The organism is Providencia sp. 2023EL-00965 (assembly GCF_033550225.1).
Lineage (GTDB): Bacteria > Pseudomonadota > Gammaproteobacteria > Enterobacterales > Enterobacteriaceae > Providencia > Providencia manganoxydans.
In genome coordinates this window covers 108,286-124,901 of the sequence record NZ_JAWUEH010000011.1, presented here as the reverse complement: position 1 = coordinate 124,901, position 16,616 = coordinate 108,286, and the positions used below count along the sequence as shown (strand labels likewise).

Here is a 16,616-nt window from a genome sequence, read left to right as displayed (position 1 = left end):
AGAATTTGCTAATGAATAAACATAGACTTTTTATATTTCTCGTTTGTACCATTGTTAATGGTTTTACGGGAGGAAGTGTACAAGCTGCAAATGTTACCAATAGTTATGTATTTATTGAAAATAACGTCGATGATGAATATTTTATTACTCCGAGATCTACCGATCCTCGTTTTTCGGGATCAAATAAATACACGCGTTACTCAGGGACATCTCAGCTAAGTCTTGGCTATATGGGGTATACGAATACAGGCATTCGGGCTAATCAAAATGTTGATATTTGGTTAGAAAATTCACCAATAGATCGGCCGTTTACAGGTAATCGATGTATGCGAAACACTTGCCGTGATAGTACAGGATATTGGCCTGCTCAATATATGGGGAAAGATGGTGCTTATAAAATTGTACAGAGTGATGTGCGTGGAGAATCCAATTATGCCAGGGGGATCTTCAGTGATTCAGCATATCAATATTTCTTACAATTACCCGTGAGTACGAACGAGACATATAGCTATCGAGCTTGTATGACACAAACAGATTATGACCCAAGTAAAGGTGAATCTTGTAGAAGCGTTGGCGGTAATATCATTGCTTCCCATGAATTTAATATAACTAAGTCTGGTCATATCAAACTAACCTCTACTGGTGCATTACAAGAAATTTTTATTGATAGTAATGGGAATCCTAATCTAGGGTTAGGCTCTGAGTTTTGCCGTATTGGTATTATTTCAAATCAAAGTGGTATTATTTGCCAGGTTATTGATCAAGAAACTAAAGGTGATATTTTTGCCAACATTAGGTTAAGCCTGAAAATTAATAATACATTAATTCCTTTTACTCCTGCGGGAAACACGATATTAATTGGCCCTGATGACGGAAGCAATCGTTGGTATAACTATAACTCAACAAATCAAGCTAATTATTACTTTAAACCGACAAATCAACATGTATCTATATTTTTATCAAACACTTTCTTTAAACAATTAGTTAGCCGTAATGTTGATTTTACTAATAGCCAAGACTTTTTCACATTTTCGTTTACTAACACGGCAGTACCACAATCAGGATACTATGAATTTACGCCATCAAATAAAATGATCATAAAACCGAGAGATTATGGGATTAGTATCATTCCTGCCGATTTTAACCCTGTTCAATCTAAAATAGGAAAAGTGGGGAGTGAAGAGCCGCCGATTGAATTCAATTATATCGTTACTACCAGTGGTTTTCGCCAAGCAGATTCAATTACAGCTAAAGTTGATGGTCCTTCTGTTGCTTTAAAGGGACAAACATATTGTCTTTTCTCATCGGATGATGAGAAGTTTAAAGTTCCATTTTCTGCTTATCTTTCATTTACAAATGAAAATGGCAGTAAATCGACATATCGAGCAAGTTGTGATAGCAATGAAATATCGCTTAAAAATGCGTTATGGTCTGAAACACCATGGGATCAACCAAATCAAGATCTCGGATCTTTTTATCGCACTAATCTGGATTTATCATTCCCTATGAATGATTCCAATTCATTGTTTACATTGGATGGTATTGACTGGCTAGGTACGGTATCGGCAAGTGGTACGGTGACAGTAAAAGCAATCTGGACTGGACCTGATGTTCATTAAAGTTCAACAATCTCTAACAATGTAGGCATAAGTGATAAAATGGTTAAAGTTAAACTAAGCTCTTATATATTATTCATAATGTCATGTTTATTTTATAACTGTGCTTATGCCTTATATATCGATACCGATATATCTTCTATGGAAGCGGATAAAGAGTTTTTTTCAAAGCCATACATTAATGATACGAAAACAACGAATCTGTATAGTTTTAGTGCGTATAAGATTGATCGACCGGGAGGTCATGAAGTTGGCGAAGAGATCCGCAATGGTGAGATTATTTTCACTCCACTAAAAAAAATCTTATTACCAAAAGAGCAAGAATTTTTTAAGATTTTTTATCGCGGAAAGGTCGATGAACAGGAGCGATATTACAAAGTGATTATCAGTGAAACACCATTTGAAGCGCAAAATAGTGTTGCTCAAAAGAAATCTCCTTTGTTTTATCCCACTATCAGTTTAGAAACCTACTTTGTTGTTAGACCCAAGCAACCTAATTTCAAATATGAAAGTGATCCTGTTGAAGGAGTATTAAAAAATACCGGAAATACTTATTTTAGAGTGATCTTGCATGACAGTTGCCAAGTCAGTGAAGATGAAACACCTGATGTATTTTATTTGTTACCTCAGCAGGAATATCGAGATGCACGTTTAAAAAAGAAAAGCCGTAAATATATTGTGATTTTTGACAAATATCATTCGATTGGGAACTGTGAATAGTATGGACTTTGCAAGTTATTGACTAACTTGCAAAGTGAAGCAATATTATGCAGCAAAATCAGGACCAATAACATCGATCGCATCGGTACAAATTGCATCAACCCCCCATTTTAATAACTCCGCAGCACGGGGTGGTTTATTGACGGTATAGACTAAAATATGTAACCCTGCATTTTTTAATTGTTTAATCCGCTTTTCATCTAATAGTTTATGATTTAGATGGATAGACACACAATCCAGCCGTGTTGTTAGCTCATGCCAATCATCGCGCCAATCATCTAATAGCAATCCTCTCGGCAATTCTGGTACAGCCCGTTGAGCAGCCTCTAGTGCTTCAATTGAGAAAGAGGAGAGCAATGGAGCTGTTTGGCCTTGCCACAATTGAAGCGCTGCAAGCGCGATAATTTTTCCTGTTTCAGCTTCTAGACCTGTTGTTGGTTTAATTTCGATATTCGCCATCATAGCGTGTTGTTGGCAACGGGCTGCGACTTCAGAAAGTAAAGGTAATGGCTCACCTGCAAATTTTTTACTATACCAACTACCTGCATCAACTTTTAATAATTGTAGCCAATTTAATTCACCTGCAATGCCGTAAGCATTGCTAGTACGATCAAGTGTGTCGTCGTGCAAGAGAAAAATCTGACCATCAAGAGAAAGTTTTGCATCAAATTCAATCATGGTATGACCAAAACTAGCCCCAACATCGATTGCGGCTAATGTATTTTCTGGAGCAAGTTTCCCTCCGCCTCGGTGAGCAACAATTTTAGGATAAGGCCATGATTTCATAGATTTTGTCCGTTTTTCATTAGAAAGGGGGATAGGGTTTTGATTAAAACATAATATTAATTCACTTGTAATGAATATTTTAATACTTCGATGATTACCTGCTCGTCAAAGGATAACAAAACGTTATCCCATTTTCTGTTTTATTAAAGTAAGGGAGGTTTTAGATATAAGGAGTATCTAAAAGGCTAATAAAAGTCTAATCTGGTGCTTTTACAATGATAGGTATCGGAAATAAATACTTTATTGCCTTAGGTAGAGGTGAGCACTTTTAAGGGACAAAAATGAAAAAAAGAAGTTTTATGACGCAAACAGAAGTAGATGCATTACTGGCCGCTACAAAGAGTGGAAGATATCCTGAAAGGGATTATTGTTTGTTCTTAATGGGCTTTTTACATGGTTTTAGGGTAAGTGAATTACGCCAATTGTCCCTTGATGATATCGATATGAAGCAAAAAGTTATTTATGTTAAACGTTTAAAATCAGGGCTTTCAACTGTGCAGCCTCTAATTCCTGAAGAATATGATGCTTTGATTATGTGGCTATCCAAACGTAAAAAAATCGCCTCAGATGATAATAAATGGGTTTTTTTATCTCAAAAAAATCAACCTTTATCACGTAGCCAAATTTTTCGTTTAATTGAAAAATATGGGCAAGACGCTAAGTTATCAATTAAAGTGCACCCACATATGTTACGTCATGCTTGCGGTTATGCTTTGGCTGATTTAGGTCGTGATACCCGCTTAATCCAAGATTATTTAGGGCACAGAAATATTGCACATACTGTTATTTATACTGCAAGTAACGAAAAACGATTTAATGGTATATGGGACTATTAAATTGAATGAGGTAGGTCGCGCCATTATGGCGCGATTTGGACATTAGGGGCTTTGAATAATCCATTATCACGGGTAGCCTGTATGATGTTTGTGCTACTTAATCTTCATTTTTTGATGCTTTCTTGCTCGTTTTTGTTTAATTAATCACTAAATAGCATTTTTTCATTAGTGAAGCTAAAACATTTAGGTGGGGAGGTTTGTTGAACCGCAGTATTCACAGTAAAGATGATTTTTCAAGCCACTTACGTATTGAAAGCATTAATTCCTTTGAATTTTCAAGTGGTATCATATGCCCTGCCTGCTCAATAATGCATAATTCTGAATTCAAATAATCAGAAATTAAGGCCTCAGATTCAGCTACAGTTCTTAATTCATCACAGGCGGATGCTATAACTAACACTGGAAATTTATTTGTGAATAAGGTTGGATTATTGCGCTCAATCTGTGATTGTTGAATAAAAGTTTCAGTACCTAAACTTATACTCATTGAGCGAATAACTTCTATCAGCTCGTTATTCTTTTTATTGGATTGGTGCAGTGATGAACGTATAGCCGCCGTACTTAGTCCACCATAAGTATTCATACCTGCCATTTTTGCATTAGTCTGTTTTTGTTGAAGTTGAGTAGGGGCATCGGGTAAGTTGGATGTAGCGATAAGTATCATGGCTTCTACTCTATCTGGTACTAGGCTAGCAATCCAGCTAGCAACATAACCACCTAAAGAAAATCCAATTAAAGTAAAGCGCGAAGGAGCGTTTTCGATAATATCTAAAGCTAATTTTTTAAGAGCAGTATTATTTGTCATCCTTCCATGAAAGACATCGCCTAATCAGGATAAATCTTCGATAATATCTTTCCATAAACGTTCATCAGTCATAAAACCAGAGATTAGCAGAAAATTCATATTATATCCTTATATGTAGCTTTAGATTTTTTATATGTTACATAACTTTATTAAATATCAATATAATCAAGGTATTAAAATTATCATAATTACAACTATGAATAATTAAGTGGTAATACAATATTCCATACTATTGAAGTATACTCATAAATATAAATGGCGGTTAAAGAGAGCCGCCATGATAACGTGTTTGCGTTACAAATTTTCATTAAACAGCATAGCCTGTTTTTTTCATTGCATCGATTGCTTTATTCTCATTTGAGCCCTCCTGAATTTCATAGATAGAGCCAAATTCAGTTTTCGCGATCGGAAGATAATGAACGCCTTGATCAACTCTGGCTTTTCGTGATATTTGCCCACGGAGTAATTTAATTCCAGGTTCATTGTGAGCCGCATGCGGGCCAAAATAGATAGGAAAAGAATCAGCACTTCGATACGCAGGTAAAAAAGTTCGGCGTGGAACAGCAGAGGTATTCACTGCCGAAGCATGCATAGTAAGACAGTGCAAAAATAGAACATCCCCTGCTTTTGCTTCTATATAGACAGCATCATTTTCATCGACCTCTTGTATTTTTCCTCTGAAAAAATCATCAATATTATGGGATTGCAATCCATATTTGTGTGAACCCGGTATGACTTGCAAACAACCATTCTCTATAGTCGCATCATCAAGAAATATTAAAGCGGTTAATAAGTCTGAATTAGTATGAGGCGTAATATATTAATTCACGTTGTAAACTCTTATGGTAATGCATAAGGGTACTTATATACATGATTATCGATTTTTGGAATGGAAGTTTTCTCTTAACCAATAGTTGATAATTTATATGCAATTGACTAGTACAGTTTAGTTTAGTTAAAAATGATTTTCATCAAAAAGCTTGATTTGAGATGAGTTAATGTCTGGTAACAAGGAGAGTGATATGGGATTTTTTTAATTCAAGGGAACCACTGTAGAAGTGAAAGTGGTGCCGGACTCGGAATCGATTTTTCATTATAACTGGTTGTATTTAAATCTATTAATTAAATTTGATTTTATTTATACCCTCTTTTGTACCCTCGGTCCGTTTGGTGGGTTTTGTTGAGCACGGTTGGGGCGATAGAGCGCAGCAAATAGATTGTTTTTTGCACAGATGACAGGTGTAATTATAACGTATTCGAATCCTTTTTAAGTATACATTTAATGGGGATCATGTTCATGTTAATTGTTTCTAGTATGAATCATGGTATTGCCAATTTGACATGTTTAATGATGTCTTATTGTGTCATTTTTGTTTAATTCCTCAATGTCTAATTCAGTTAAGATCCAACGGTTTGATATGTGCCATTGAATACTAATCAAAGTGGAAGTAGGCTTAATTTATCCATCCAATATAGGATAAACTCAAAGTGATCAGTACTTATTCAATTCAATGTCACACACATGACACACGCATAAGGGCCATCTCTGTCTTGGCGACGTTCAACATAAACAGCTAACACGCCACGACAATCTGGCACCTCCTTACCAATATAATGCTCGCTATTACCAACCCATTTATACTTTCCCCCACAATAACGAGCAAGGCGAGAGCCTAAATGTTGCTGATGGATCTTCATTGCTGCAGATTTACGGATGATATTCATGGTTCACCTCATACTAAGCCATGCTCAGCGAAAGAGAAGATTTGCTGACCACCGATGATCAGATGGTCAAGTACTCGTACTTCAATTAGCTGCAATGCTTTTATTAATTGTTGCGTGATAGATTTATCCGCTTGGCTTGGTGTGATATCGCCTGACGGATGATTGTGTGCAAAGATAACGGCAGCAGCATTAAAATGAAGTGCTCGTTTGACGACTTCACGAGGATAAACCTGTGTACTGCTAATCGAGCCAGCAAACAGGGTTTCACTGCTTATCAACTGATTTTGTTGATTCAAGTAGAGCACAATAAACGCTTCACGCTCTAATGCTGACATTTTTAGCCGTAACCAATCCCTCACATTTTGCGTTGATGTAAAAGCAATACCCGGTTCACGCAGATACTTATCCAGTATGGTCAACGCACGTTTGATAGTACGTTGTTCATTAGGAAGCAGTGTTAAGGTATTCGTATAAGTATTGATACTCTCCATCGTTAATATCTCCATCATTACGAGGCTAGTTGAAGCATATTTTCAGCCATCACCCACAAGGCTCGGTTAAGCTTCACATCACCATCAATACCGTTCACTGAACGCGTGCGAGCGCGTTTACCTTTCGCATTTCTGCCTGATAATCCCCCTTTAATTAAATTTTCTTGCAAACGTTGGTACACCGTCCAAAGATCATCCTTCTTATCTTCTACACGGCGTGGCTGTAATACTTGCGCTTCGGTCACAGGTTGATGCGCTTCACCATAACGATATGTGAGAGCAGATTGAGCAAAGATGTGTTGGGCTGGTGGCGGTAATAATAGGGACTGCATGGCATCTCGTTGCTCATCCATGCGTTCAAATAGCCCTAACACTTCATAAGCCCCTTCAATCACTTTTTCCACCACATCGCCCTTGTGCGGTACACGCACCTCACCAAAGGTTTGTCCGCAAATTAAGCCATTCTGACAAACGAATCGGAACATCCCCGGTAACATCTGATAACTCGATGAGCCATCATGGCTATTGAGTAAGATGATTTCAGGCACTAGGCTGCCCGTAATTTGGTCATGGCGTCTCAGCCGTAACAGATGCTTAGTATGATCACGACGGCTGTCATCTCGCACACGCGTTTGGCAAGCAAAGAACGGATAGAAGCCTTCTTTTTGAAGGCTATCGAGTAACGTAATGGTAGGGATATAGCAGTATTTTTCACTGCGAGAGTTGTGTTTTTCTTCTGAAAACACACTGGGTACTGTGCGAAATAACTCTTCGGTAGTTAGCGGGCGGTCACGACGAATAGAGCAAGCATTGCCAAAACGGGAAGCTAAACGAGACATAGGGGTTCTCCTCAATAATTAAACCGATAAATAATTCGATAAATGGATTAAATAAAGATTGCTGGTGGGGGAAAGATAAAACCGTGACTGATAAATCAGTCTATAAGGCGAAAGATTTGAGCTTGCTCCGGATGCTGTATAGCGTAATCACGCAACAGGTAAAAATATTCCACCAGCACAGGGCTTTCGGTTTTAAATGACCAGATGCTATACACCAGTAAACAGACAGCAATACCGGCTGCTTCAGGGCTTAACTCAGCTTCATTTCCGTTATGCGGGTTAAACATTTGCAGGGAGGTTTCGAGCATATCAGGCCAGATAAATGCGCCGCTATTAGACAGCATACTGAACTCCCAGAAAGCACCTTGATAGCGATTACAAAGCTTCGCCATCATGTTAAAGATATCGCCTTCAATACGTTGCCAGTCTGGCACAGTACCAAAGTAAAAACGCCAGAAGGTACTACGACCACGGGAATTGACGAGGTTGGTTTTGATAACCGTTGATTCTTGCTCTTGTAAAGTAAACATAATAGAACTCCAATTCAGTCGATATTGATAGACCGTAATAAACAAAAAAGCCCTACACCTTGCGGTGCAGAGCTTTCTCGAAATGATAGGTATATTGAGTATCATTTTTAGTGACGCATTCTGATGATTGATTCACTAAAATAATATAGATATAAAAATAAATGCAAGTTAATTAATGGGTTAGTCTGATGATGCTTTTATAATGAATCAGATAATACGAAGGCGTAAATAAGGACGTGGTTAATCGATTAGATGGAAAATGGCGGAACGTTCTGGGTGTTGCGCCGCATAATCACGCAATTGATAAAAGCGATCGACGAGGGTGTCACTTTCCGTTTGAAAGGACCATAAACTGTACATCATCAAACACACAGCTATGCCCGCAGCTTCAGGACTGAGTTCCGCTTCGTTACCATTATGCGGATTGAATAGCGTAAGCTCCTCTTGATTCAAATCGGGATAAATAAAAGCGCCGCCATTAGATAAAGTGCAATATTCCCAATACCCGCCGTGGTAGTCCTCACAAAACTGGCCCATGGTAGTAAAAATCACCACTTCAAAGGTTGAAAAGCCTTTAACGTTGCCAAAATGAGTTTGCCAAAAATGCGTGCGCTGGCGGTTGGAAGCGGGTGTTGAGATGATGGGTTCAAGTGTCATAAAAAAGCCCTTTTGTGGATGTTACGAAATAAAAAAGGCAGACCGATTGGTCTGCCGTTATGTTGAATCTACATTGAAATAGTTGAGTTTTAGTGGTCACTAAATAGCCCGTTGAGTAGTCGTTCAATGGCTCCCCCCAATAAGGTTGTGCAAGCAAGCGTCGCCCCAAGTCGAGCCGCTTGAATTTCCGTGTCGGAATACTTGCCTTCAAGCGCAAGTTGTTCATTGACCGTCTTCTGGGCGTAGTAGGTGATAGACACCAGTGTCACAACACTCACAGAGGTGGCGATAAGTTTAAAAATCGTCATGATGAATTCCTAGGAAGTAAGCCTGTGTGAGAACAGGCTCAAGTAAGGGGGAGCGTAACTTATTGAGGACCAGACCAGTTATCACTATCCAAAACTAAAAAAGAGTCACAGCCTGATTGACCTACAGTGCAAACTCGCTTGGCTATTGATTTAGGTGGCCATTTTTTATCGGCTGAATAAGCTAAACCATTATTATCGACGCAGGCGACTTTTAACCAGTTAGCCGCTGCACCACGATTATAATAAACGCTACTAATACAGGTCATCGCGGTAGGGGCAGGAAAACCTTTTGCTTGTCGAATTGGAGTGTCGCCTGTCAACTCTCCATGAGGCACACCTAGGACAGGTCTTTCATTACTCTCATTTTTCTCCTTCAATTTTTGACCATATTCTGGCGTTAAATAGTAGGTATAACGTGTGGGCTGAATTTCACCGGGTAGGTGAAGTGCTAATGCTTGAGCACAAACCGTTAGCGAGATTAAAGTCGTAAATAGTACCTTTTTCATAAAGATGAACTCCATTATTTCATTAAAGATTGGATATATTGGTAATGGGGCAAGGCTTGAATAAACGCCTCTTCACATAACCGCTGATTGAGGTCTTCACGATAACGAAAGCCCCGCGCTGTCATGACCACATCTTGCAGTGCCATCACATCAAAGACATGAATGTGCTGCGCGATATCGGCAGTGAGATACCAATGACCGTGGTAATAAATCAACTTGTACGGGGCAACGTTCGTGATGTTTTTTCCTTGGTGGGTAAATTGCAGTAAACGCCGTTTTACAATGGCTTGTGTTAGAATATAAAAGCCCCCGAACAGCGAGGGACGCTGCTTAGGTGGCGTGTGGTAGACAATAAACGGTGAATCAATTGTTGGGTCGAGCAGAACCGTCAGCAGCTTCCTGTCTAAAGCCGGAAACAGTGAGGTAATATGCGTAATGGCGGCAAAGCGCAGTATGTCCTTATCGGTACGAAAAGGGCGCTGTGATGCCGCCAATCGATAGCCACCTTGGTGATATTCCAAGTCCAGATATTGAAGGCGCTCATTAAAGTCACGCCGTAGGGTACGAGTCGAGACATTGAGCTCTTCTGACAGCGCGGATAAATAAACGGTTTCCCCGCGAAATAATTGACTAATAATAAACGCCAACCGAGACGCAAGCCGGTCATGGCGAGACACAGAAGTCGACATGATGTTGTCCTTATTAAAATAGCTCCGGCAAGCGGATAGAATGGGATTGATAAACCTTATTGCGATAAGGCTTTTTGTCGTAAGTACGCCACAATGATGCAGGCGGGGACGGTGACCCGATAAGCGGGTCCCGCTAAGTCAGCGACAAGCCATGCCGAGCTCACGGCAAGACCAATCGGCCCAGCAATCAAGGAAAGTGCTCGGTGTGCGGCAAAGAGTGTGCCAATGGTGGCAACCCCGCCGAGCGCATTAATTACACCAATGGCTGAGAGTGTGGCCACTTCCAGAGCAGCAATGCCTGAGGTACGGATAGCCGCTTGAACCGCAATCAAAATCAATTGTGGCGTGGGGTTGGTGAGGTTAAGTTGCATATCACGAGAGAAGGCTTGTAGCTCTTCTGTGGTCAACTTATTTAAGCTTTTTTCTAATACTTTCAATAACAAATTTAATTCCAAGGTTTCGGTACTTCCGGCCTTCGGATAATTGACATCAAGGTGGTCACAGACATCCTGTAAGATTTCACGGTACAACACGCCCTTATTGCCTCGAACGAGACTCATCAAACTGTTAGCTCCAAAGGCTTGCAACTCTGCCGCAATCGACATCCAGTATTGCTGGTGCTCCGGATGGTAGAGTTGATATTCAGGCGAGCTGGTTAAGGTTTCAGTCCAACGCTTTTGTCCGTCTTTGCTGTCGTGAGTCAGTACAGACACAAGCAAGCCCAGTTCTTCATTGCTGCATTCACGTAAAAACGCTAAATCGGTATCTAATCGGTAAGTTGCCATCGGTGTTATTCCCTAGCTTTAAAAAGAGAACACCACGATAACAACCTCACCGGACAGGTTATGTCCGGCTATTTGACTTTTTTTCGAGAGATAAATGAAGGGAAATGACAGGTTGTGTCACGAATTAAATTTAACTTATTGATATATAAATAAAATAACCGAAATCATTATCAATTGAATAATATATATGTGAAAAAAAATCGAATCATAATGAACTTTACTTATTCATCTTCTTTTTCAATTAGATAAGTTAAATACTCGTTGATTTTCATTCTGTGCTGTTTAGCTAATCTTGATAACTTATCTTTCACATCTTTGTCTAAATATGTGTTCAGCACTTTCTTTTCCGATATTTGGCTTCGATAGTTTTCTTGTGACCACGCTTTTTTCATTTTAATGATCAGTAGTTCTTTTGAATCCGGCGATACATCAAAACTAACATCAAAATACCCAACTAACTTAACGTATTCACTTGCAAATGTATAAACGTCTGAGCGAGTCCATAGATAAAACAAATGAGACTTTTCAATGTAATTTTTTGCCCATTCCATCTGCGCTGGATTACGTTCATCAATCCATGACAAGTAATTTTCACCCTTAATTAACATCCATTTCTGCTTCAAATACTCAAGAACTTCAATTTTCTTTTCTATTGAAGAATCCAGTAAATCAAAAAAATACATAATATTATTTAATGCATCTTTTACATTATTAGGGGATGCTGGTAAACCTTGCTTATACTTTCTCAATGGATTGGGGTAATCGACACGCTCATATTCAGATGTTCGATACATGCCTCGATATCGATGGTTATTAATAGCAAAAATCTTTTTGTTCGTTAAATAATGATTGATGTAATAGAGAATAAAAAACGTACATCGCTCATTAGATTTAATCCAATCAAATTCTTCATTTTGTATAACTTTACAACTAAATTCGTCTTTCGCCTCACGAATGAATCGCATACGCTCTGTCGTATCTTCCAGCTTATTTTTTATGGCTTTATTAAGCTCTCTTTCACTCCGTGGCCGGGCCTCCATGAATTGAATATTCAACATTTTTGAAATGTAAGAACTATAAAAATACCGTTCTCTGTCATTGCTTATTTTTAAGTATTTATCCTGATTAGACATAAACCACCCCTTAAAGAACTACGTAGTAATAGTGTAGCTTATTTTGTCTTTAATTAGTCTCTATTACGTCACAATTTACGTTGTTTTTATGTCATGCTTCGTGTTTTACATACGTATAGATAAATTAATCATAGAACAATTGATTTCAATAGGTTAATACAAAAAAGCACTAACTTAAAGCATATGAAAAGTACCTAAAATCAAAAAATAGGTATGATAACCCCAAGCATAACCATTCATTAAACATTAAAACCCTAGCTCAGCGTCTAGGATTGTTTATTATTAATGAGTTAATCAGTATGTCTCTTGTTTATCTTGACCCATTCACAATCATGTTAACTACAGAAGAATGAGAACATGTAAAACCATGCTCAATTGTCACTGAAAAACATTACGCATAAGCAATACAACTCCATGCTGATTTAAATAAAAATCAGCATTATTCACATCAAGACTTGTAAAAAATTAAAAATAACTTCCCTGCCTGATGATACGAACCTTTATTCGATCGCAGGTAACTAAAATGACAAATCGAGCACTTCACTTAAATCAAGTTGTTCTCTCAACTACGTTTGAACATGACCGTTTAACGCTCACTCGAGACCACTCACTGCGTGAGCTGGTGTCTCTACTTATGGATAACCTAAATCGACTCACAAAACGGTTAAATCATAAATTAGATTTATATAAAGGCATTCCTTTGTCGCCTGAAAACCCACGCTTAAAACTCACCTCGACATCTCCCAAAGGTGAGCTCTTTTTAGAAACGCTCAAGTTCACCCGTTACATTCAATCAATGAAAATATCGCAAATACAGCGCTTGCATCCCACTCTTGTGCTCTTGATCTCTCTTGCTAACAAATACCGCCTGAGTGAGATACTGATAGACAAAGATAAATACTGGCTGGTGGATACCCCTGAACACGTTCAGTGGCTTAACGAGGCCTTCCATGAGTTCCAAAGCACGTTAAAAAGCCCTGACTACAAAAAGCAAGTCCGAATCTTCGAGCAAGGCGCTCAGAAGAATTACAGACGAGCTCAGCAATACATTGACTCGTTGTATCAACGTTACTCCAAACTGTTAGTTGTACGAGTAGATCTGTCTTACAAAAGTGGTATTTGCCACAGAGTCAGAGCTCACCACCTGCGCCAGCATCGCCAAGCCCTGTACAAAGCCATTAATAGCAACCCACTCTTTTCACACTGTGTCGGGTATATCTTGAAATTGGAATTCGGCATGGAAAAAGGCTTCCATTACCACGCTTTGTTTTTCTTTAACGGTCAAAAGGTTTGGGGAGACATCACTCTGGGTAAACTCATTGGTGAACTCTGGCAAGAACGTATTACAGAGTGGGCAGGCCTGTACTTTAACTGTAATTACCAAAAAGAAAGATATCGTGAACTGGGTATTGGACTATTACCCCGAGGTAATGCTTATCTGAAGAAAGGATTGTTGAATGCGGTAAGGTATTTATGTAAAGCCGATGCATGGGTCCGTCTGGCTGTGCCTGAACTCAAACGCACCTTTTGGCGAGGCGAAATCAAACCGAGAAAACGCCAGTAGTTAGCAACCAAATTATTTTTTACACATCCGGTTAATGATGTGGAGTGATATCCACATCCCATTTTTCGATATCGCTCCTGCTTTTTATCCACATTAAAAACAGGAGTTTTACCATGAGCACGCAAACTGAAAATATTGCATTACTTGATGACCAATTTATCGACATGAAATTTATCACCGCACTAACGGGGTTAACGGATAAGTGGTTCTACAAATTAATCCAAGAGGGTGAGTTCCCCAAACCCATCAAGTTTGGTCGCATGTCGCGCTGGTTAAAAAGTGAAGTCGTACAGTGGTTACAAGCACGCATTGATGAATCGAGAGGAGCCAACACAACTCTTGAATCCTAAGGCACTAGCGCGAGTCGCCGTGCATTTTCCATAACATACCCACCCATTACTCACCAACTTAATTTCAACCACACCTGGTGCGATTGAATGCGCTCTAGGCAAAGCGACGCCCTAAACATACGAACCTGGCTCGATACGCATGCAGGCACAGCTCAGTGGTCTTCTAAGTTTCAAGGTGGGTTGCCGAGTGTGGATCCTGAATGTTGGGTACTCAGAACGTTTAGTTTAAATTTTACAGAAGGAGCACACCCATGCTTAAATTACATGAAGTCAAAATGTCGCTAGCCTTAACGCAGAACAATCGTTTCGCGGGAGCCACCCAAGAACCGAGTTATTCACGAGAAAACTATTACTGTGCTCACTGCGGTGAGCCCGTCACACTGCACAAGACGCCAACGGAGTCATGGTTTACCCATTCTGATCCTCAGAGCGCAGAGCACTGTCCGCGGGTCATCAGTAAGATCAAGAGCTTAGAAGACAAGGCACGACTGAGCACACAGGTTCGATCAGTTTCACCAATATTAAAGGTCACGAATTGGTTTTGTGTGCAGTGTCGTGAGTATTTTACAAACAATCAAAAATGTTGCCCGAAGTGCCATGAGGGGATTTGGTGTATTCCTGCCCAGAATGTAACAGAGGAACATCAGCCTAAAACAGAAAAATCGTTTCCATTATGACCTTTTAATGCTCATGGTGTTAGGTTAATCAATCACGCTTTCGCTAAATGTGACCACGGTACTGCCACCAAAATTAAGCCTACCCTGATAAGCTCACCGAAAAAGAGGATTTAAGCCTGAGTTTTCATATTGATGAACGGCTGTTACGCTACCACCCTATGCTGGAAGGGATACTGCTCAGTGAATGTGCGCGTCTTAAACAGCACTCCTTTGCTAACAAGTTAATCAGTTTATTTCAGCAATTTAATGATCCGGAAATACGCACGAAATTGGTCTGGTTATGTTGGTCTAATTTGCGGTTGGGGTCACCGTTAGACGATTGGAACCGTACACTTAAGTTGAAATCTAAAGAGCAACTCGTGGAATGGGTGATTGATAGACAAGCCGAAAATTGGGGATTAACAGCTATTATGGATGAATATGTATTGTTCAGCCGATAGGCATGGTAAAGCAATTTGGAGAGCAACATGAACAATATCATTACTGTATTGCTATCTAAGATATGCTGATGTTCTTTCTCATGATAAATCTCATATCTGATAATGCTATTCCTTCACTTCAGATATTTTTGTAATTACCTTGCGGATGGCAATCAATCAGGCAAACTAATGTCACTGCTATATGTATAACCGTTCTCAGAGGCTTAAGCCATGCTGTTGTCGAGGGTAATGAATCCACTGAGATGACCCTGAGTTGCATAATACCCACCTTTTATCTGTTATTGACAGGGGGTATAACTCTATATGTGAGTATTCATGTTTATTTAAAATAAATAGATAAAAAAATATTGTTGGATTGTCTCACTTTACCTATAATGAAAACCATTTATTTAAGATAAGTTGCTTATTGTTGTTTGATGTGAAAGCGAGTTTTTCGTTGTCTTTTTAATGGTCTCTGAGGACGGATTTGCTTTCGAATAATTTACCGTTTTACCTTATGAGCCTTGGTTTACGGCTAAGGGCGGTAGCATATCAAAATATCAATAATGCTTTACTTTCTAAATTTGAATACAGCACCTTACTTCTGTGTTGTTTAGGAAAAAAGGGTCAGAATGCCAATTGCTTTTGCTTAAATGAAAGGATCATTGAATTAAAATTTACCGCCCATTATGGAATGAAGGCGCATTGTTCTCTCCGCAACAATTTCAACAACAAGCTCAGTGGGAGGCATTTACAAATCAAGGTGTTTCCGGTTTATCTTCTCCTTTTACCTGGGGAGTGGAAAAAGTTGACCTGGATGAATCACTTTTATCGTCAGGTCGCTTGCAAGTTCACCAATTACGGGCGTGGTTGCCAAATTAACTATGCCATTTCAATAATCACTAATTAAAGTGATATCAACTTTTTGGAGATCTAAGAGGTCAACCTATATCAGCTGTTTGCTGAAAATAATGAAAAATCAAAAGGGTGCGGAACTAAAGTGGGGGGAGGGGATCACAGTAAGATTTATCTGTAAGTATATCTTATTTATAGATAGTTTACTTAACAACTATCTCACTCGAGCTGATTTGTGTATAGTAAACAAGATTAGTTGAGTAAATTAAGAATTATCAGTGAACAGGTAGCTGTAAGCCCGGGGCGGTAGCGTGCCAAAATCATG

20 protein-coding genes and 1 pseudogene are annotated in these 16,616 nt (G+C 39.1%); 8 read left to right on the top strand and 13 right to left on the bottom strand.

Features of this window, described 5'->3' with window-relative positions; translation table 11 throughout:
* Positions 1-11: 11 nt before the first annotated feature.
* Positions 12-1,619: a fimbrial protein gene (locus SC428_RS14680; protein ID WP_283126695.1), complete on the top strand. Its 1,608-nt coding sequence runs from the start codon at positions 12-14 to the stop codon at positions 1,617-1,619.
* 39 nt (positions 1,620-1,658) lie between these two features.
* Complete coding sequence (locus SC428_RS14675; RefSeq protein WP_070926607.1) at positions 1,659-2,336, top strand: fimbrial protein; 678 nt, start codon at positions 1,659-1,661, stop codon at positions 2,334-2,336.
* Positions 2,337-2,381: 45 nt separating this feature from the next.
* On the opposite strand, the gene ugpQ is transcribed toward SC428_RS14675, so the two are convergent.
* On the bottom strand, positions 2,382-3,122 hold the full coding sequence (gene ugpQ / locus SC428_RS14670; RefSeq protein WP_070926605.1) for a glycerophosphodiester phosphodiesterase: 741 nt from the start codon (positions 3,120-3,122) through the stop codon (positions 2,382-2,384).
* 281 nt (positions 3,123-3,403) lie between these two features.
* Here ugpQ and SC428_RS14665 point away from each other — a divergent pair, with 281 nt between their 5' ends.
* The gene (locus SC428_RS14665) at positions 3,404-3,958 is read left to right on the top strand and encodes a tyrosine-type DNA invertase (protein ID WP_318708413.1); all 555 of its coding nucleotides are present in this window, start codon (positions 3,404-3,406) and stop codon (positions 3,956-3,958) included.
* A gap of 214 nt (positions 3,959-4,172) precedes the next feature.
* On the opposite strand, the gene SC428_RS14660 is transcribed toward SC428_RS14665, so the two are convergent.
* The 12 genes from SC428_RS14660 to SC428_RS14605 all read right to left on the bottom strand — a co-directional run bounded on the left by SC428_RS14660 (position 4,173) and on the right by SC428_RS14605 (position 12,426).
* The gene (locus SC428_RS14660) at positions 4,173-4,763 is read right to left on the bottom strand and encodes an alpha/beta hydrolase (RefSeq protein WP_318708411.1); all 591 of its coding nucleotides are present in this window, start codon (positions 4,761-4,763) and stop codon (positions 4,173-4,175) included.
* 307 nt (positions 4,764-5,070) lie between these two features.
* Positions 5,071-5,580, bottom strand: coding sequence for a phytanoyl-CoA dioxygenase family protein (locus SC428_RS14655; RefSeq protein ID WP_369119620.1), 510 nt, complete (start codon positions 5,578-5,580; stop codon positions 5,071-5,073).
* A gap of 686 nt (positions 5,581-6,266) precedes the next feature.
* Complete coding sequence (locus SC428_RS14650) at positions 6,267-6,488, bottom strand: DUF987 family protein (RefSeq protein ID WP_094963069.1); 222 nt, start codon at positions 6,486-6,488, stop codon at positions 6,267-6,269.
* An 8-nt stretch (positions 6,489-6,496) separates the two neighbouring features.
* Positions 6,497-6,979, bottom strand: coding sequence for a JAB domain-containing protein (locus SC428_RS14645; protein WP_014656726.1), 483 nt, complete (start codon positions 6,977-6,979; stop codon positions 6,497-6,499).
* Positions 6,980-6,996: 17 nt separating this feature from the next.
* Positions 6,997-7,818 carry a DUF932 domain-containing protein gene (locus SC428_RS14640; RefSeq protein ID WP_272667193.1) on the bottom strand — a complete coding sequence of 274 codons (822 nt, stop codon included), beginning with the start codon at positions 7,816-7,818 and terminating at the stop codon, positions 6,997-6,999.
* Positions 7,819-7,913: 95 nt separating this feature from the next.
* Positions 7,914-8,348 carry an antirestriction protein gene (locus SC428_RS14635; RefSeq protein WP_226617054.1) on the bottom strand — a complete coding sequence of 145 codons (435 nt, stop codon included), beginning with the start codon at positions 8,346-8,348 and terminating at the stop codon, positions 7,914-7,916.
* A gap of 240 nt (positions 8,349-8,588) precedes the next feature.
* The gene (locus SC428_RS14630; protein ID WP_248467146.1) at positions 8,589-9,005 is read right to left on the bottom strand and encodes an antirestriction protein; all 417 of its coding nucleotides are present in this window, start codon (positions 9,003-9,005) and stop codon (positions 8,589-8,591) included.
* 89 nt (positions 9,006-9,094) lie between these two features.
* Positions 9,095-9,313 (bottom strand): hypothetical protein, encoded by a 219-nt coding sequence (locus tag SC428_RS14625; RefSeq protein WP_140171366.1) that lies wholly within the window; start codon positions 9,311-9,313, stop codon positions 9,095-9,097.
* A gap of 59 nt (positions 9,314-9,372) precedes the next feature.
* Positions 9,373-9,819: a hypothetical protein gene (locus SC428_RS14620; RefSeq protein ID WP_104872832.1), complete on the bottom strand. Its 447-nt coding sequence runs from the start codon at positions 9,817-9,819 to the stop codon at positions 9,373-9,375.
* 14 nt (positions 9,820-9,833) lie between these two features.
* Entirely contained in the window at positions 9,834-10,508 is a 675-nt protein-coding gene (locus SC428_RS14615) for a helix-turn-helix transcriptional regulator (protein ID WP_272667190.1), read from the bottom strand.
* Between the two features lie 56 nt (positions 10,509-10,564).
* Positions 10,565-11,293, bottom strand: a complete 729-nt coding sequence (locus SC428_RS14610; RefSeq protein ID WP_210799348.1) for a DUF3944 domain-containing protein — start codon at positions 11,291-11,293, stop codon at positions 10,565-10,567.
* Between the two features lie 221 nt (positions 11,294-11,514).
* A complete protein-coding gene (locus SC428_RS14605; protein ID WP_272667188.1) occupies positions 11,515-12,426 on the bottom strand; it encodes a hypothetical protein in 912 nt (303 codons plus the stop codon).
* A 523-nt stretch (positions 12,427-12,949) separates the two neighbouring features.
* Here SC428_RS14605 and SC428_RS14600 point away from each other — a divergent pair.
* The 5 genes and pseudogenes from SC428_RS14600 to tssK form a co-directional block, all read left to right on the top strand.
* Positions 12,950-13,990, top strand: coding sequence for an inovirus-type Gp2 protein (locus tag SC428_RS14600; protein ID WP_272565390.1), 1,041 nt, complete (start codon positions 12,950-12,952; stop codon positions 13,988-13,990).
* 113 nt (positions 13,991-14,103) lie between these two features.
* Positions 14,104-14,340, top strand: coding sequence for a helix-turn-helix transcriptional regulator (locus SC428_RS14595; protein ID WP_071547783.1), 237 nt, complete (start codon positions 14,104-14,106; stop codon positions 14,338-14,340).
* Between the two features lie 251 nt (positions 14,341-14,591).
* Positions 14,592-15,017 (top strand): putative zinc ribbon protein, encoded by a 426-nt coding sequence (locus SC428_RS22195; protein ID WP_152914965.1) that lies wholly within the window; start codon positions 14,592-14,594, stop codon positions 15,015-15,017.
* Positions 15,018-15,175: 158 nt separating this feature from the next.
* Positions 15,176-15,457, top strand: a complete 282-nt coding sequence (locus SC428_RS14590) for a hypothetical protein (RefSeq protein WP_412544692.1) — start codon at positions 15,176-15,178, stop codon at positions 15,455-15,457.
* Between the two features lie 648 nt (positions 15,458-16,105).
* A pseudogene (gene tssK / locus SC428_RS14585) lies at positions 16,106-16,315 on the top strand (type VI secretion system baseplate subunit TssK); the annotation flags it as partial.
* Positions 16,316-16,616 lie beyond the last annotated feature (301 nt).

Coding starts and splice junctions, on each gene's coding strand:
- SC428_RS14635 (WP_226617054.1), bottom strand. CDS start 8,348: ATGTTTACTTTACAAGAGCAAGAATCAACGGTTATCAAAACCAACCTC.
- SC428_RS14605 (WP_272667188.1), bottom strand. CDS start 12,426: ATGTCTAATCAGGATAAATACTTAAAAATAAGCAATGACAGAGAACGG.
- SC428_RS14645 (WP_014656726.1), bottom strand. CDS start 6,979: ATGGAGAGTATCAATACTTATACGAATACCTTAACACTGCTTCCTAAT.
- SC428_RS14640 (WP_272667193.1), bottom strand. CDS start 7,818: ATGTCTCGTTTAGCTTCCCGTTTTGGCAATGCTTGCTCTATTCGTCGT.
- SC428_RS14595 (WP_071547783.1), top strand. CDS start 14,104: ATGAGCACGCAAACTGAAAATATTGCATTACTTGATGACCAATTTATC.
- ugpQ (WP_070926605.1), bottom strand. CDS start 3,122: ATGAAATCATGGCCTTATCCTAAAATTGTTGCTCACCGAGGCGGAGGG.
- SC428_RS14615 (WP_272667190.1), bottom strand. CDS start 10,508: ATGTCGACTTCTGTGTCTCGCCATGACCGGCTTGCGTCTCGGTTGGCG.
- SC428_RS14665 (WP_318708413.1), top strand. CDS start 3,404: ATGAAAAAAAGAAGTTTTATGACGCAAACAGAAGTAGATGCATTACTG.
- SC428_RS14680 (WP_283126695.1), top strand. CDS start 12: ATGAATAAACATAGACTTTTTATATTTCTCGTTTGTACCATTGTTAAT.
- SC428_RS14610 (WP_210799348.1), bottom strand. CDS start 11,293: ATGGCAACTTACCGATTAGATACCGATTTAGCGTTTTTACGTGAATGC.
- SC428_RS14650 (WP_094963069.1), bottom strand. CDS start 6,488: ATGAATATCATCCGTAAATCTGCAGCAATGAAGATCCATCAGCAACAT.
- SC428_RS14630 (WP_248467146.1), bottom strand. CDS start 9,005: ATGACACTTGAACCCATCATCTCAACACCCGCTTCCAACCGCCAGCGC.
- SC428_RS14660 (WP_318708411.1), bottom strand. CDS start 4,763: ATGACAAATAATACTGCTCTTAAAAAATTAGCTTTAGATATTATCGAA.
- SC428_RS14675 (WP_070926607.1), top strand. CDS start 1,659: ATGGTTAAAGTTAAACTAAGCTCTTATATATTATTCATAATGTCATGT.
- SC428_RS14620 (WP_104872832.1), bottom strand. CDS start 9,819: ATGAAAAAGGTACTATTTACGACTTTAATCTCGCTAACGGTTTGTGCT.
- SC428_RS14590 (WP_412544692.1), top strand. CDS start 15,176: ATGCTGGAAGGGATACTGCTCAGTGAATGTGCGCGTCTTAAACAGCAC.
- SC428_RS14600 (WP_272565390.1), top strand. CDS start 12,950: ATGACAAATCGAGCACTTCACTTAAATCAAGTTGTTCTCTCAACTACG.
- SC428_RS22195 (WP_152914965.1), top strand. CDS start 14,592: ATGCTTAAATTACATGAAGTCAAAATGTCGCTAGCCTTAACGCAGAAC.
- SC428_RS14625 (WP_140171366.1), bottom strand. CDS start 9,313: ATGACGATTTTTAAACTTATCGCCACCTCTGTGAGTGTTGTGACACTG.